13 protein-coding genes are annotated in these 14,619 nt (G+C 72.8%); 5 read left to right on the top strand and 8 right to left on the bottom strand.

Annotated elements, in window-relative coordinates:
* Positions 1-17 precede the first annotated feature (17 nt).
* The 4 genes from ABZS37_RS17785 to ABZS37_RS17770 are packed head-to-tail and all read right to left on the bottom strand — an operon-like array spanning position 18 to position 4,751.
* Entirely contained in the window at positions 18-1,598 is a 1,581-nt protein-coding gene (locus tag ABZS37_RS17785) for a uroporphyrinogen-III synthase (RefSeq protein ID WP_354996805.1), read from the bottom strand.
* A complete protein-coding gene (hemC, locus tag ABZS37_RS17780; RefSeq protein ID WP_355170166.1) occupies positions 1,595-2,590 on the bottom strand; it encodes a hydroxymethylbilane synthase in 996 nt (331 codons plus the stop codon). Before hemC ends, ABZS37_RS17785 begins: the two co-directional genes overlap by 4 nt.
* Positions 2,587-3,984: a glutamyl-tRNA reductase gene (locus ABZS37_RS17775; RefSeq protein WP_355170164.1), complete on the bottom strand. Its 1,398-nt coding sequence runs from the start codon at positions 3,982-3,984 to the stop codon at positions 2,587-2,589. The genes hemC and ABZS37_RS17775 overlap by 4 nt, the downstream gene beginning before the upstream one ends.
* Entirely contained in the window at positions 3,981-4,751 is a 771-nt protein-coding gene (locus tag ABZS37_RS17770) for a redox-sensing transcriptional repressor Rex (protein ID WP_354996808.1), read from the bottom strand. Before ABZS37_RS17770 ends, ABZS37_RS17775 begins: the two co-directional genes overlap by 4 nt.
* 370 nt (positions 4,752-5,121) lie before the next feature.
* Here ABZS37_RS17770 and ABZS37_RS17765 point away from each other — a divergent pair, with 370 nt between their 5' ends.
* Both ABZS37_RS17765 and ABZS37_RS17760 read left to right on the top strand, forming a co-directional pair.
* Positions 5,122-6,426 (top strand): sensor histidine kinase, encoded by a 1,305-nt coding sequence (locus ABZS37_RS17765; protein WP_355170162.1) that lies wholly within the window; start codon positions 5,122-5,124, stop codon positions 6,424-6,426.
* Between the two features lie 58 nt (positions 6,427-6,484).
* Positions 6,485-7,138: a response regulator transcription factor gene (locus tag ABZS37_RS17760; protein ID WP_355170160.1), complete on the top strand. Its 654-nt coding sequence runs from the start codon at positions 6,485-6,487 to the stop codon at positions 7,136-7,138.
* Here ABZS37_RS17760 and ABZS37_RS17755 read toward each other — a convergent pair.
* The 3 genes from ABZS37_RS17755 to ABZS37_RS17745 are packed head-to-tail and all read right to left on the bottom strand — an operon-like array spanning position 7,119 to position 9,662.
* Positions 7,119-7,781, bottom strand: a complete 663-nt coding sequence (locus ABZS37_RS17755) for an HAD hydrolase-like protein (RefSeq protein ID WP_355170158.1) — start codon at positions 7,779-7,781, stop codon at positions 7,119-7,121. The genes ABZS37_RS17760 and ABZS37_RS17755 overlap by 20 nt on opposite strands.
* Before the next feature lie 20 nt (positions 7,782-7,801).
* Positions 7,802-8,056, bottom strand: a complete 255-nt coding sequence (locus ABZS37_RS17750) for a glutaredoxin family protein (RefSeq protein WP_030329740.1) — start codon at positions 8,054-8,056, stop codon at positions 7,802-7,804.
* Positions 8,046-9,662, bottom strand: coding sequence for an AMP-binding protein (locus tag ABZS37_RS17745; protein ID WP_355170156.1), 1,617 nt, complete (start codon positions 9,660-9,662; stop codon positions 8,046-8,048). The genes ABZS37_RS17750 and ABZS37_RS17745 overlap by 11 nt, the downstream gene beginning before the upstream one ends.
* Positions 9,663-10,247: 585 nt before the next feature.
* Here ABZS37_RS17745 and ABZS37_RS17740 point away from each other — a divergent pair.
* From ABZS37_RS17740 to ABZS37_RS17730, 3 genes are all read left to right on the top strand, one after another.
* On the top strand, positions 10,248-11,204 hold the full coding sequence (locus ABZS37_RS17740; protein ID WP_355170154.1) for an ECF subfamily RNA polymerase sigma factor, BldN family: 957 nt from the start codon (positions 10,248-10,250) through the stop codon (positions 11,202-11,204).
* Positions 11,205-11,493: 289 nt separating this feature from the next.
* Positions 11,494-12,372 (top strand): DUF5667 domain-containing protein, encoded by an 879-nt coding sequence (locus tag ABZS37_RS17735; protein WP_355170152.1) that lies wholly within the window; start codon positions 11,494-11,496, stop codon positions 12,370-12,372.
* A gap of 126 nt (positions 12,373-12,498) precedes the next feature.
* A complete protein-coding gene (locus ABZS37_RS17730) occupies positions 12,499-13,371 on the top strand; it encodes an HAD-IB family hydrolase (RefSeq protein ID WP_355170150.1) in 873 nt (290 codons plus the stop codon).
* A 1-nt stretch (position 13,372) separates the two neighbouring features.
* On the opposite strand, the gene ABZS37_RS17725 is transcribed toward ABZS37_RS17730, so the two are convergent.
* On the bottom strand, positions 13,373-14,257 hold the full coding sequence (locus ABZS37_RS17725; RefSeq protein ID WP_355170312.1) for a lysophospholipid acyltransferase family protein: 885 nt from the start codon (positions 14,255-14,257) through the stop codon (positions 13,373-13,375).
* Positions 14,258-14,619 lie beyond the last annotated feature (362 nt).

Here is a 14,619-nt window from a genome sequence, read left to right as displayed (position 1 = left end):
AGGCCCTCCTCGAACGACTACCGGAAACGCAGGGCGGTCGGCCCCTGCACCTTCGAGCCGCGGCGCTGCTTGGCCGGCATGGCGGCCAGCTTCTCGCGCAGCTCGACGGCGTAGGCGGCGAGCGCCTCCACCAGGTCGGGCACCGAGGCGTGCGGCGGCTGGACGTCGACCCGCAGGCCGAACTCCGTCGCGGTCTCCGCCGTCTTGGGCCCGATGACGGCAACAACGGTCCGGGCGTGTGGCTTCCCGGCGATGCCGACCAGGTTGCGCACGGTGGAGGACGAGGTGAAGAGCACCGCGTCGAACCCGCCGGACTTGATCGCGTCCCGGATCTCGGCGGGCGGCGGCGCTGCCCGCACCGTCCGGTACGCGGTCACGTCGTCGACCTCCCAGCCGCGCTCGGTGAGCCCGGCAGCGAGCGTCTCGGTGGCGATGTCGGCGCGCGGCAGCAGCACCCGGCCCACCGGGTCGAGGATCTCGTCGTGCGGGGAGAACTCGGCCAGCAGCCCTTCGGAGGACTGCTCCCCGGCGGGGATCAGCTCCGGCTGGATGCCGAACGCGCGGACCGCGTCCGCTGTCGCCTCACCGATGCAGGCGATCTTGACGCCGCCGAAGTGCCGGGCGTCCAGACCGTGCTCGGCGAACTTCTCCCAGACCGCGCGGACCGCGTTCACCGACGTGAAGATCACCCAGGCGTACCGGCCGTCGACCAGGCCCTTGACCGCCCGCTCCATCTGCGCCGGGGTGCGCGGCGGCTCGACCGCGATGGTCGGCACCTCGCACGGGATCGCCCCGTACGCGCGGAGCCGGGCGCTCATCGCGCCGGCCTGCTCCTTGGTACGGGGTACGAGCACCTTCCAGCCGTACAGCGGGCGGTTCTCCCACCAGCTCAGCTTGTCGCGCTGACCCACCCCGACACCGACGGTGAGCACCACCCGGCCGGTGAAGCCGAGCGCGGCGGCCACGAAGCTGTCCACGGTCGACGTGGTCGTGTACTGGGTCTCGCCGGTGCCGTCGCCGGTCACACCGACGCCGGTGGTGCCGTCGACCCCGGCGGCGAGCAGCCCGTCCCGGACCGCGGCGAGGTCACCGGCGTCCACGGCGAGCGCGAGCGAACCCCGGCCGACGGCCGCGGCCAGCGCCTCGAAGTCCAGCACGCTGACGTCCTCGACGTCGGCGGCCGTACGCACACCCGGCAGCGGGACCCCCGCGTAGGTGGCCACACCCTCGGCCTGACCAACGCCGGGCACCACCTCGAAGTGGGCGGCGGTGCGGGCCACCGCCTGCACCTCCTTGACCACCGAGTCGTGGCCGAACGGGTCGCCGGCGACCAGGTGCACCGCGTTCAACCCGGACCGGGCCGCGGAGATCAGCACCTTCGCCACGTCCCCCGGCGCGCCTTCGGCCGGGGTGAACTCGGCATCGTCCCTGGCTTCGGCGCGAACGACGGCGAGCAACGACTCCGGGACTCCCCGGTCGTAGATCACCTGGTCGGCGTCGACCAGGGCGTCGTGCGCCCGACGGGTCAGCAGGCCGGGGTCACCGGGGCCAGCCCCGACGAACGCGATACGGCCGACGGGCTTACGGGTGCGGGTCATTCTGTGCTCCCAAATTGCTGGGTCCCCGGGCCGGTGTGTCCTTCGTGGCCGAGGATCGAGTCGGCGCCGAGGTCGAGGAGTTCGGCGGCGAGTGCCTTACCGATCTCCGCCGCGTCGGCGGGCGTTCCGGTGCGGGACAGCCGGAGGTCACGAGTGCCGTCCGGGCTGATCACCGCCCCGCGCAGGTAGATCTCATCGCCGCCAACGCCAGCGGCGTTCGAGCCGGTCGGCTCGCCTTCGGCGATGATGGCGTAGGCGGCGACGGGTGCGCTGCACCCGGCCTCCAGGGTTGCCAGCAACGCGCGCTCCGCGGTGACCGCGGCGTGCGACGGTGCGTGGTCGAGCACCGCGAGCAGCTCGACCAGGTCCTGGTCGTCGACCCGGCACTCCACGGCCAGCGCGCCCTGTGCGGGCGCGGGCAGCATCAGCATCGGGTCCAGCGTCTCGGTGATCACGTCGACCCGACCGAGCCGGGCCAGCCCGGCCCGGGCCAGGACGACGGCGTCGAGGTCGGCCTCGGGGCCGAGCACCCGCGCCAGGCGGCTGTCCACGTTGCCGCGGATCGGGGTGACCTCCAGCTGCAGGCCGAGCGCGTGCAGCTGGGCGATACGGCGCAGCGCGCCGGTGCCCACGGTGGCCCCGGGCGGCAGCTCGGCGAGCGTCCGGCCGTCGCGGGCGACCAGCGCGTCGCGCGGGTCCTGCCGGGCCGGCACCGCCGCGATGTGCAGCCCACCGGCCTCAGCCGTGGGCAGATCCTTGTAGGAGTGCACCGCGAAGTCGATCGTCCGGGCGGTCAGCGCGTCGCGCAGCGCGGAGACGAACACCCCGACGCCGAGCCGGTGCACCGGCGCGCTGGAGCGGTCGCCGGCGGTGACCACCTCGACCAGCTCGACCGGGCGGCCGGTGGCGGCGGTCAACGCCTGGGCGATCTGGCCGGACTGGGCCATCGCCAGGGCGCTGCCCCGGGTGCCGAGGCGCAGGGGGGCGGTCATCGCGCACCTCCGGTGGGCGGGTTCGGGTCGGTGGCGTCGGCGCCGAACAGCGGGTCGATACCGCCGAGCGCCGCGCCGAGGTCGGGGGTCAGAACGTCCGGGACGGTGTCCACCGGCGAGGTCTGCGGCACCTGGAGGTCGAACAGCTCGCGCAGCAGAGCCGCGTACTGGTCGCCGCCGGGCTCCGCGGCCAACTGGCGAACCTTGACGGTGGGTTGGTGCAGCAGCCGTTGCACGACCCGGTGCACCGTGCGGGCCACCTCGGCTCGCAGGTCGTCGCCGAGGTCGGGGCGACGCTGAGCCAGTCGGCGCAGCTCGGCGGTGACCACGTCGTCGGCCCGGCCGCGCAGCGCGGCCACGGTGGGTGCCACGTCGGCGCCGCGCAGCCAGGTGAGGAAGCTCTCCACCTCGCCCAGCACGATCCGTTCGACGGCGGCGGCGTCCGCAGCCGCCGGACCGTCGGCGAGCAGCGCCGCCATCCGGTCGATGTCGATCACCTCGACGCCGGGCAGCTCGGCGACGCCCTCCTCGACGTCGCGCGGGACAGCCAGGTCGAGGAGGACCAGCGGGCCTCGTGCCAGGTCCCGTCCAGCCAGCGCCGTGGTGACCACGGCTCGGGTGAGGACTGGTTCGGTGGACGCGGTGGCGGCCACTACGATGTCCACTGTGGAGAGGGTGTCGGCCAGCTCGGTCATCGGCGCGGCACTCGCCCCGTACGACTCGGCGAGCCGGACGGCGCGGTCGGCGCCCCGATTGCTGACGGTGAGTGGCCCGGCGCCCAGCCGGGACAGCGTGGCCACCCCGAGCGAGCCCATCGCGCCGGCACCGACCACCAGGGCCGGGTGGCCGACGAGGTCGCCGTCGAGGTGCCCGGCGGCCAGCTGCAGCGCGGCGGTGACGACGCTCTGGCCGGCCCGGTCGATGCCGGTCTCGGCATGGGCCCGCTTGCCGACCCGCAGCGCCTGCTGCATCAGCTCGTGCAGGAGGCGGCCGGCCGAGTCGGCGCCGGTGGCCCAGTGGTACGCGTCACGCAGTTGGCCGAGGATCTGCGCCTCGCCGACCACCATCGAGTCCAGACCGGTGGCGACCCGGAAGACATGGTCCACGGCGGCGGTGTCGTAGTGCACGTACAGGTTGCTGGCGAGAGCCGCCGGCGAGCTGCCGGCCTGCTCGGCCAGTACGGCGCAGACGTCGCCGAGCCCACCGTGGAAACCGGACACGGCGGCGTAGACCTCCACCCGGTTGCAGGTGGAGACGATGACCGCCTCGGTCACGTACGGCTGGGCGACCAGGCGGTCCAGGGTGCGGGTGAGGTCGGCGGGGGGCACGGCCAGCTGCTCCAGCGTGGCGACCGGGGCGGTCCGGTAGGACGCGCCGACGACGAGCAGTTTCACGTGCCGATCGCCTCCTGGGTGTCGGTGGCCGCGAACCCGCCCGGCAGGGCGGTGAGAGCGGACCCGCCGGTGGCGGGCAGCGCGGTCAGCGACGCCTTGCGGTGCTCGTGGAAGGACAGAATCTGCAGCTCGATGGCGAGGTCGACCTTGCGCACGTCGACCCCCTCCGGAACCGAGAGTACGCACGGCGCGAAGTTGAGGATGCTCGTCACGCCGACCGCGACCAGCAGATCGGCGACCCGCTGGGCCGCGGCGGCCGGGGTCGCGATCACGCCGATCGCGATGGATTCGGCCTCGGCGACCGCTGGAAGCTCGTCGACATGTCGCACAACCAGGCCGTTGATCTCTTCACCCACCCGGGAGGGATCGGCGTCGAGCAGTGCGGCGATCCGGAAGCCCCGGCCGGCGAAGCCGTCGTAGCCGGCCAGAGCGTGACCGAGATTACCCACGCCGACCAGGGCGACCGCCCGGCGTTGAGTGAGCCCGAGCACATACTCGATCTGCTCGATCAGCAGCGCGACGTCGTAGCCGACGCCCCGGGTGCCGTAGGAACCGAGGTGGGAGAGGTCCTTGCGGAGCTTGGCGGAGTTGACCCCGACGGCGGCGGAGAGACCCTCACTGGAGATCGTCTCGTGCCCGGCGTCGGCAAGGTTGTGCAGCGCACGCAGGTATTCCGGGAGCCGAGCGACGGTCGCCTCGGGCAGATCCGGGAGCGCCGGTACGGCACCGGCACTGCCGGGCGCGCCTGGGTGACGGTGCTGACTCATGAGACTCCGTGCGGTGCGATCCTCGGCCAACTCCGCTGGTCGGCCGCTTATGGACTCCCGCTGGCGACCGAGGTTGCCGGCTGTGCTAGCAGGGCGCGTCGGAGTCACAGAGTAGGCGCTTGTGAAGACGTGCACAAATCGCGATCTTGTCGCTGCGTCACGCAACCTCACCAGCACCTCCATTCCGCAAGATCGATCCGACGGGTTTCCACCCGCACCGCCTGGGCGATTATTACTCAATCCCGACTTCTCTGCCCAATCCCGCGCCGGGCCTCCCGCGGGCCGTCCCGGAAGTGGTAGGGACAGCACTACGAGGGAGAGGCAGGGCTTCGGGATGGGGACGGGAAGCCCGGATGCCTAGCCTTTGAGCATGACCGCCGTTGCCGCCACCAGCGACCAACCGACGCTGGCACCGAGCATCCCCCGCCAGCTCTTCGTCGACTCCGGGTACGTGCTGCTCGGCCTGCCCCTGGCGGTGGCCAGTTTCGTCGTCCTCGTCGTCGGCCTCGCGGTCGGCGTCGGCCTGGTGGTCACGGTGATCGGCCTGCCGATCCTCAGCGGCACCCTGTACGCCGCCCGCGGGCTGGCCGACATCGAGCGGCTACGACTGCCCGCCGTGCTCCGGCAGCCCCGGATTCGCCCGCACTACCGGCTGCCCGAGGCGGGAGCGAACGCCTGGCGGCGGATCTTCGTGCCGATGCGGGACGCCCAGTCCTGGCTCGACCTGGCGCACGGCATCCTGCGGCTCATCGCGGCGGTGAGCACCTTCGTGGTCGCCGTGTCCTGGTGGGCCGCCGCGATCACCGGCTCGCTCTACTGGGCCTACGACTGGGCACTGCCCCGAGCCGACGGCGAGGGTGACAGCGACCTGGCGCAGCTGCTCGGCCTGGGTGACTCGACCACCGCCCGGATCGGTCTGTACACCGCGCTCGGAGTGTTCTTCCTGATCACGCTGCCGATCGTGGTTCGGGGCTGCGCGCTGCTCCAGGGCAGCTTCGCCAAGGCCATGCTGACCGGAGTGGCCGAGATGCGCGACCGGATCACCGTGCTGGAAGAGCAGAAACGAGCCGCCGTGTCCGCCGAGGCGTCCGCGCTCCGCCGGTTGGAACGCGACATCCACGACGGCCCCCAGCAACGCCTGGTCCGCCTCGCCATGGACCTCAGCCGGGCCCGGATGCAGCTCGCCTCCGACCCGGAGGCGGCCGGCAAGACCATCGACGAGGCGGTCACCCAGACCCGGGACACGCTCGCCGAGCTACGGGCGCTGTCCCGGGGCATCGCCCCGCCAATTCTGGTCGACCGGGGCCTGCCCAGCGCCCTGGCCGCGATCGCCGCACGCGGGCTGATCCCGATCGAGCTTCAGGTGGACCCGCAGCTCGGCACCCCGGGCGGGCGGCTCGACCCGGCGGTGGAGAACACCGCGTACTTCGTGGTGTCCGAGGCGTTGACCAACGTCGCCAAGCACAGCCGGGCCACCGAGGCCATGGTGGCCGTTGCCCGGCAGGGCGCCCAGCTCCAGGTGCGGGTGGGCGACGACGGACAGGGCGGCGCGCACCTGGCCAAGGGGCACGGGCTGGCCGGCATCGCCGACCGGGTGCGGGCCGCCGGCGGTGAACTGGCGGTGGTCAGCCCGGCCGGCGGCCCCACCGAGATCCGCGCGGAGCTTCCGTTGTGAGCCGTCGGGCGCCCCGTCGAGCCCTCGTGACGGGCCGGGCATGGTAGACAACACAGCCATGCGCATTGTGATCGCCGACGACGCCGTCCTGCTCCGGGAAGGGCTGGTCCGGCTCCTGACCGAGAGCGGGCACCAGGTGGTGGCCGCCGTCGGGGACGGCGACGCTCTGGTCGAGGCGGTGGTGCAGCACCGGCCGGACGTGTCGATCGTCGACGTCCGGATGCCGCCGTCGCACACCGACGAGGGGCTGCGGGCGGCGGTGGAGGCGCGGCGGCTGGTGCCGCGTACCCCGATCCTGGTGCTCTCCCAGTACGTCGAGGTCTCGTACGCCGATGATCTGCTCGCCACCACCGGCGGCGCCGGCGGCGGAATCGGCTACCTGCTCAAGGACCGGGTGGCCGCGATCGACGAGTTCCTGGACGCCCTGCGCCGGGTGGCGGCCGGCGGCACGGTGCTCGACCCGGAGGTGGTCGGCCAGCTCTTCGCGCGGCGCCGCCGGGACGACCCGCTGAGCGAGCTGACCCCACGCGAGCGCGAGGTGCTGGCCCTGATGGCGGAGGGGCGCTCGAACATCGCCATCGCCCGCACCCTCGTGGTCAGCGACGGCGCGGTGGAGAAGCACGTGCGCAACATCTTCACCAAGCTCACCCTGCCGCCGGACACCGAGCAGCACCGGCGGGTGCTGGCCGTCCTCACCTATCTGCGGAACTGATCCCCTGGGCCAGGGCGACCGCGCCGGTGAGGGTGTCGGCCACCGGGTGACCGGAGGCGCGCAGTCGGGCCGGGTCGGTGAACCCGCCGGTGTAGAGCACCGCACGGCCGCCAACCGCCAGCGCCGCGTCCGCGTCGTCGATGGAGTCGCCGATCAGCACCACCGAGGCGCCGTCCACGCCCAGCTCGGCCAGGTGCACCTGGAGCGACTCGGCCTTGCGGCCACCGCCGACCGTGGCCCGCAGCCCGTCGACCCGGGTGAAGTGGCCGGTCAACCCGTACGTGTGCACGGTGGGCACCAGCTCCTCGTGGAACCACATGGAGAGCAGGCTCTGGCTGCCCGGCCAGGCGGCCATCGCGGTGCGCGCGTCGGCGGCCAGCTCACAGGTGGTCAACCCGGTGCGGTACGCGTCGTGGAAGATCCGGTCCAGTCGGCCGAACTCGTCGTCGTCCACGGCCTGACCGAGCACCTCGGCGTAGTACTCGGCGATCGGCCTGCGGAACCGCACCCGATGCTCGTCGGGGGTGACCGTCGGCCCGCCCAGGCTCGCGAACACGACGTTGGTGGCGGACACCACCAGGCTGAGGTCGTTGAGCAGGGTGCCGTTCCAGTCCCACACGAGGTGGGGGTGCGCAGGGGTCATCAGAGCACCATAGGCACCGCTCAGAGCTGCGGCGTGGTCAGGTCCCGCAGCAGCCGGTCCTCCTCGACCCGCCAGTAGCCGTGCTCCTTGCCGTCGAGCATCACCACCGGCAGCCGGTCGCCGTACTCCCGCTCCAGCCCCTCGTCGCCGGTGACGTCCCACTCGACCCACTTGTCGCCGGTGACCGCCACCACCCGGTCGAGCGCCGCCTTGGCGTCGTCGCACAGATGGCAGCCGGGCCGGGTGATCAGGGCGAGCCGGGCGTCAGTGGCCATCGGTTACCTCCGTGCGGGTGTCGACGTCGGTCGGCGTCGCCGACCGGAGCAGGGTCTTGCGTACCTTGCCGATCGCCGAGTGCGGCAGGGCGTCGACGAACTCGACGGCGGTCGGGCACTTGAACCGGGCCAGGTTCCGCGCGCAGTGGGCGAGTAGCTCCTCGCTGGTCACCGGTCGCCCTTGCGCCGGCACCACGTACGCCCGCACAGTCTCGCCGGTCCGCGGGTGCGGCACACCCAGTACCGCCGACTCGGCCACCCCGGGGTGCCCGGTGAGCACCACCTCGACCTCGTGCGGATAGACGTTGAACCCGTTGACCAGGATCAGCTCGCCGAGCCGGTCGACCAGGAAGAGGTCGCCGTCCTCGTCGGCGTACGCGATGTCGCCGGTGCCCCACCAGCCCTCCGCGTCCGGGCCGCCCCGACCGTCGGGCCAGTAACCGGAGAAGAGGTTGGGGCCGCGCACGACGATCTGCCCCGGGTCGGTGCCCGGTGCCACGTCGGAGATGTCCAGTTCATCCGGGTCGTCGTCGGGAACGGCCAGCCCGTCGCGCCACAGGTCCACCCCGTCGGCGCCGACCAGGCGTAGCCGCACACCGGGCAGTGGCCGGCCGATCGAACCGGCTTTGGCCACGCCGCCGACCAGGGTGGAGGTGAGCACCGGCGCGGTCTCGGTGAGGCCATACCCGATGTGCGCCTGGTGGCCGGTGACCTCCGTGAAGCGCGCCGCGACCGCGGGCTCCAGCGGTGCCGCGCCGCACACCGCCACCCGCACCGACGCGGTCGCCGCGCGGGCCGTGGCCGCACCGGCCCAGGCCAGGAACATCGACGGTACGCCGACCAGCACGCTGACCCGGTGCCGGGCGATCTCGTCCAGCCCCGCCGTCGTGCCCAGCTCGTCGAGCAGCACGCCGGTCGCGCCATGGTGGACGACCGCGCCGAGCCCCGAGTTGAGCCCGTACGCGTGGAACAGCGGCAACGCGAGAAGAACAGTGTCCGCCGGCCCGACCACCGGTGGTTCGATCTCCTCGACCTGCTCGTGGTTGGCGAGCAGCGCCTGGTGCGAGAGCATCGCCCCCTTGGGCCGCCCCTCGGTGCCGGAGGTGTAGAGCAGTACAGCCAGGTCGGCTCCGCCTCGCTGTGGGCGGGGTGGCGGTCCGGGTGCCTCGGCGGTCGGCGGCGTGCCGTGCACGGCGGTGAGCACGGGCAACTCGGCGGCCACCTCGGCGACCAGGCCCCGGACCCGATCGGTGCCGATCAGCACCGACGCGCCGGAGTCGGCCAGCACGTGCCGCAGCTCCGGGGCGGTGAAGCCGGGGTTGACCGGCACGGCGACCAGCCCGGCGCGCAGGGCGCCGAGCCAGGCGATCACGAAGTCGGGGGTGTTGGGCAGCGCGATCGCGACGCGTGGTGGCGTACCGCCGGGGTCGGTGGGCGGCGCGGCGGCGGACAGGCCACGCGCGGCGGCGTCCACCGCGGCGTCCAGTTCGGACCAGCTGAGCGTCTGGTCGCGCCAGTGCAGCGCGGCCCGGTCAGCGCGGTCGAAGGCTGCCCGGCGGACCCGGTCGGCGAGGTTCGGCGCGGGGTTTACCGAAACGTCCTGCACGGTGATCGAGTCTGGCACAGCGGGCGGCGACAGGCCACGCCCGACAGTCGGGCCCACGCCCGGACGGTGGCGTCGTACAAGTCCCGTCAACGGGACTGTCCAGGGTGGCACCGGCCATCCGTTCAGGTCCTGCCGACGGGACGGGTAACGCCGTCCACAGACGGTTCGGCGGCGCCCGCGCGCCACCCGGCATGGTGGGTCGGCCGAACAGGCAATGTGCCCCCGACCAGGGGCTCCATCCTGGATCAGCGGTCCGACGGAAAGTCAATCGCACACGACGGACAACCGGTCCGCCATTGGTGCGACGGAGCGGGAAATACTTCCGCCTTGTGTAACGGACTTGCCACGCGCGGGTGACGTTGGCCCTATCATCACTCGGGTCGGCTCACCCCATTTGCCGTGAGTCGACACCCCTCAGCCCGAGGAGGCCCCCGTGCCTGTGAGCGCATTGGACCAGCACCTCAAGGGGAATTGCCGCCCGTCGGCAACCCCCGCAACCGTCCTGCCCGACCGGAAGCCCGGTCGGTCCGCCCCGACGACGCACAGACCGGCCCGCCGGGCAACCAACGGGACGGGGGCAACTCGGTGACCACCTTCGGTTACGCGGAACGCCCGGTCGGCCTGACCGGTCAGACGGCCCGTGCCCACGTCAACGAGCGGCCGGCTGCCCGCGCCCCGCTGGACGAACCGCACGGCAACGCCGTGCGGGGCGACGGCGCGGCGCAGCGAATCCGCAGCCGGCCACACCACAACGAGCCGCCGCCGCGGCCCGCGGTGCCCGGCGGGAACGCGAAGCCGGCCGGCGGTCGGGTCGCCGTACCGGCCCGACCGACCATGCCAGCACAGAATCGTCGGATCAGCGACACACCGGCGGTGACCACCGACCCGGCGGCGGGTGAAACAGCAGTGATCCCGGCAGTGCCGGCCAGCACCGCCACCACCCCGACCGGTTTCCCGAGCCGTCCGGACCCGTCCGACCCGGCCACCGAGGTCTGGACGCTGATCGAGCGGGCCCAGGCCGGTGAGTCCGAGGCGTTCGGTCTGATCTACGACCGGTACGTGGACACCGTGTTCCGGTTCGTCTACTTCCGGGTCGGCAACCGCCAGCTCGCCGAGGACCTCACCTCGGACACCTTCCTGCGCGCGCTCAAGCGGATCGGCAGCTTCACCTGGCAGGGCCGCGACCTCGGCGCCTGGCTGGTGACGATCGCCCGCAACCTGGTCGCGGACCACTTCAAGTCGGGCCGGTACCGGCTGGAGGTCACCACCGGCGACGTCCTCGACGCCGACCGGGAGGACCGGGGCCCGGAGGGCAGCCCGGAGGCGGCGGTGGTGGAGCACATCACCAACGTCGCGCTGCTCACCGCCGTGAAGCAGCTCAACCCGGAGCAGCAGGAGTGCATCGTGCTCCGCTTCCTCCAGGGCTTCTCGGTCGCCGAGACGGCCCGTGCCATGGGCAAGAACGAGGGTGCCATCAAGGCCCTCCAGTACCGGGCCGTCCGCGCACTGGCCCGACTCCTGCCCGACGGCTTCCAGCCGTAGTTTCTTCCGGCGGGACCGATGGACGTCGATCAACGTCCGTGCAGCTCAGAGTCGGTCCCGCCTGGTGACGACGATCACTTTCTGTGATTTCCGCCCCGCCAGGCCCGTAACCCGTGCCCGGTCCGCGACGTTTCTCCGGGTGCGACCGGTGGTTGTCCCGGCAGACCCGGGTCACCGAGGTCCGACCGGCACGCCGGCGGCACCTCACCTCCGTGGTGTCACACTGCCGCCCGGTCGCTGGCAAGGACGGCGGCCGACCGGCCGTGACCAGCGAGAGGAGGTGCCTGCGGTGGACAACACCCTCTTCTCCCGCCGGCGCGCCGAGCGCTTCGCGCAGCTTCTCGACGAGGCCAACGGCGCTCGGCGACACCACGTGCGATCCCGGGTCGACGGGCAGCTCGCGCCGCTCGTCGCAGTGGGCCAGCGGCTCAGCGTCGACCCCCCGGCGGTCGAGGTGGCCCCCGACTTCCGTAACGGCCTGCGGGCGATGCTGCTCGCGACAGCCGAACGGGAAGGGGTGGGCACCACACCGACGGCCAGCGAACCGGCCGCCACGCGTTCCACCACGACCGCCCGCGGGCGGCTGCTGCCGGCGGCCACCGCACGGCGGGCCCGAGCCCGAGGCGCGATCCTGGTCGGCATCGCCGCCGGCGCCATCGCCGTCTCCGGCATCTCCGCCGCCAGCGAGGACGCGGTGCCCGGCGACGCGCTGTACGGCATGAAGCGCTCGACCGAACGGGCTCAACTCGCCCTGGCCAGCTCGGACATCAGCCGCGGCCAGCTCTTCCTGGACTTCGCCCGGACCAGACTCGACGAGGCCGCCAAGCTCCGCGGTGACCGGATCGGCTACAGCGCGGTCCTCGACGACATGGACGCCGACACCCGGCAGGGTGTTCGCCTGCTGACGACCGCCGCGGTCCAGCGGGCCGAGTCGGGCAGCCTGGACACGCTCAACATCTTCGTCTCGGGCCAACACCGGGCGGTGACCGGTCTGCTCGACGGGAGCACCCGCGTCGACCGGGAACGGACCCGACGGTCGCTGCTGCTACTGGACACCATCCGGGAGCGCTCGGACGCGCTGCGCGCGGCGATCGCCTGCGGCCTACCGGCACCGACCACCAGCGACGCCCTCGGCCCTGACCCGAGCGTCTGCCCCGGGGCTCGCTGACCTCGCGCTCCTATACCGCACGTCCGACCGGCCGCGCCACAGTTCGTTGTGTGCCCGGCCGGTCGACCGCGTCCGGCGGCTACCCTCGCTGGAGGCATTCGTCGTACTGGTCAGGAAGGGGGTCGCGTGGCGCGCAGCAGCCATAAGGTGACGGTCAGCACCGACGCCGAGGGGCACACCGCAGGCTGGGCGGAGACCGACCTGGCCCCGGTGAGCGCACCCGACCCGACCGCCGCGGCGTTCTTCGACGTGGACAACACGATGATGCAGGGTGCGTCGATCTACTGGTTCGCCCGAGGGCTCGCCTCCCGGAACTACTTCACGACAGCCGACCTGGCCCGATTCGCCTGGCAACAGCTCCGGTTCCGATTGCTGGCCCGGGAGCACGCCGGTGACATGTCCCTGGCCAAGGAGGCCGCGCTGGCCTTCGTCGAGGGCTGGCGGGTCGACGACGTGGAGCGCCTCGCGGAGGAGATCTTCGACGAGATGATGGCTCCACGGATCTGGGCCGGCACCCACCAGCTCGCCCAACGTCACCTGGACGCCGGCCAGCGGGTCTGGCTGGTCAGCGCCGCCCCGGTGGAGATCGGCCGGGTGATCGCCGCCCGGCTCGGCCTCACCGGTGCCATCGGCACGGTGGCCGAGGTGGTGGACGGGGCGTACACCGGGCGGTTGGTGGGCGACCTGATGCACGGGCCGGCGAAGGCCGAGGCGGTCACTCAGCTCGCCGCGGTGGAAGGGCTCGACCTGACCCGCTGCGCGGCCTACAGCGACTCGGCCAACGACCTGCCGCTGCTCTCCACCGTGGGCAGGGCGGTGGCCGTCAACCCGGACGGCACCCTGCTGCGACAGGCCCGCCAGCACGGCTGGGAGGTGCGGGACTTCCGCACCGGCCGCCGGGCGGTCAGGATCGCCGTACCGTCGACGGCGGCAGCCGGGCTGGTCGCCGGCGCGGTCACCGCCGGGCTGGCGTTGCAGCGCCGCCGCCGCGCCGGCTGATTCAGGGGCCGAACGGGTCCGGCCGCCGCTCCAGCAGCCTGTGCAGGGTCTGCTGGACGGTCTCCCGCACCTGGTCGGCCAGGTTGAAGACCACCAGCGGGTCGTCCGCTGAGTCGGTCAGATGGGCGGTGGGGATCGGCGGGCAGAACTCGATCAGCCACTTGCTGGGCAGCGGCACCATGCCCAGCGGCCCGAGCCACGGGAAGGTCGGCGTGACCGGGAAGTATGGCAGCTTGAGCAGCCGCGCCAGGGGCTTGATGTCGGCGAGCATCGGGTAGATCTCCTCGCCGCCGACGATGGCGACCGGCACGATCGGGGTGCCGGTGCGCAGCGCCGCCGAGACGAACCCGCCCCGCCCGAACCGTTGCAGCTTGTACCGGTCGGCGTAGAGCTTGCCGACGCCCTTGAAGCCCTCGGGGAACACACCGACCAGGTCGCCACCGCCGAGCAGCCGCTCGGCGTCCGGGTTGCAGGCCACCGTGCCGCCGGTCTTGCGGGCGATCTCGGAGACCACCGGCATCCGGAAGACCAGGTCGGCGCCGAGCAGCCGCAGGTAGCGGTGGGCGGGGTGCTTGTCGTGCAGCGCCGCCGAGAGGATCAACGCGTCCAGCGCCACCGTCCCCGAGTGGTTGCCGACCACCAGGGCGGGCCCGTCGAAGGGCAGGTGCTCCACCCCACTGACCTCGGTGCGGAACCAGTCCCGGTAGAGCAACCGCAGCAAGGGATGGAAGACGGCGTCGGTCAACTCCGAGTCGAAGCCGAACTCGTCGACCTCGTAGTCGCCGGAGAGCCGCCGGCGCAGGAACGCCAGGCCGTTCGCGACCTTGCGGTCCCAGTGGTCCCCCGGTTGGTCCGGCACCGCCGGCTCGGTGCCACCGGTGACCAGGTCGCCCCCGTCTGCGCCGGCCGCGTCGCCCGGGTCGGCGGGCTCGTCGGTGGCTGCGGTGTCGACCTCGTCGGCCGACGTCGGGGTCGGTGCGACCTGAGCCGCCGGTCGGTGTCCGTTGCGCCGCGCCGGCTCCGCGTCCGGTGCGGTCGACTGCTGCGGTACGTCGAAACGCCCGACCCCCTGCGGGTCGCGCCCCTCCCCCTGCGCGCTCACGACGCCACCTCAGTTCGCGACTGCGGGGCTCGCAAAACCGGCTCACTCCTCGCGCTCACGACGCCACCTCAGTTCGCGACTGCGGGGCTCGCAAAACCGGCTCACTCCTCGCGCTCACGACGCCACCTCAGTTCGCGACTGCGGGG

The organism is Micromonospora sp. NPDC005413 (assembly GCF_040606435.1).
In the GTDB taxonomy this organism is placed as follows: Bacteria; Actinomycetota; Actinomycetes; order Mycobacteriales; family Micromonosporaceae; genus Micromonospora.
The sequence above is the reverse complement of the archived record's forward strand: the minus strand, read 5'-3'. Positions and strand labels throughout refer to the sequence as shown.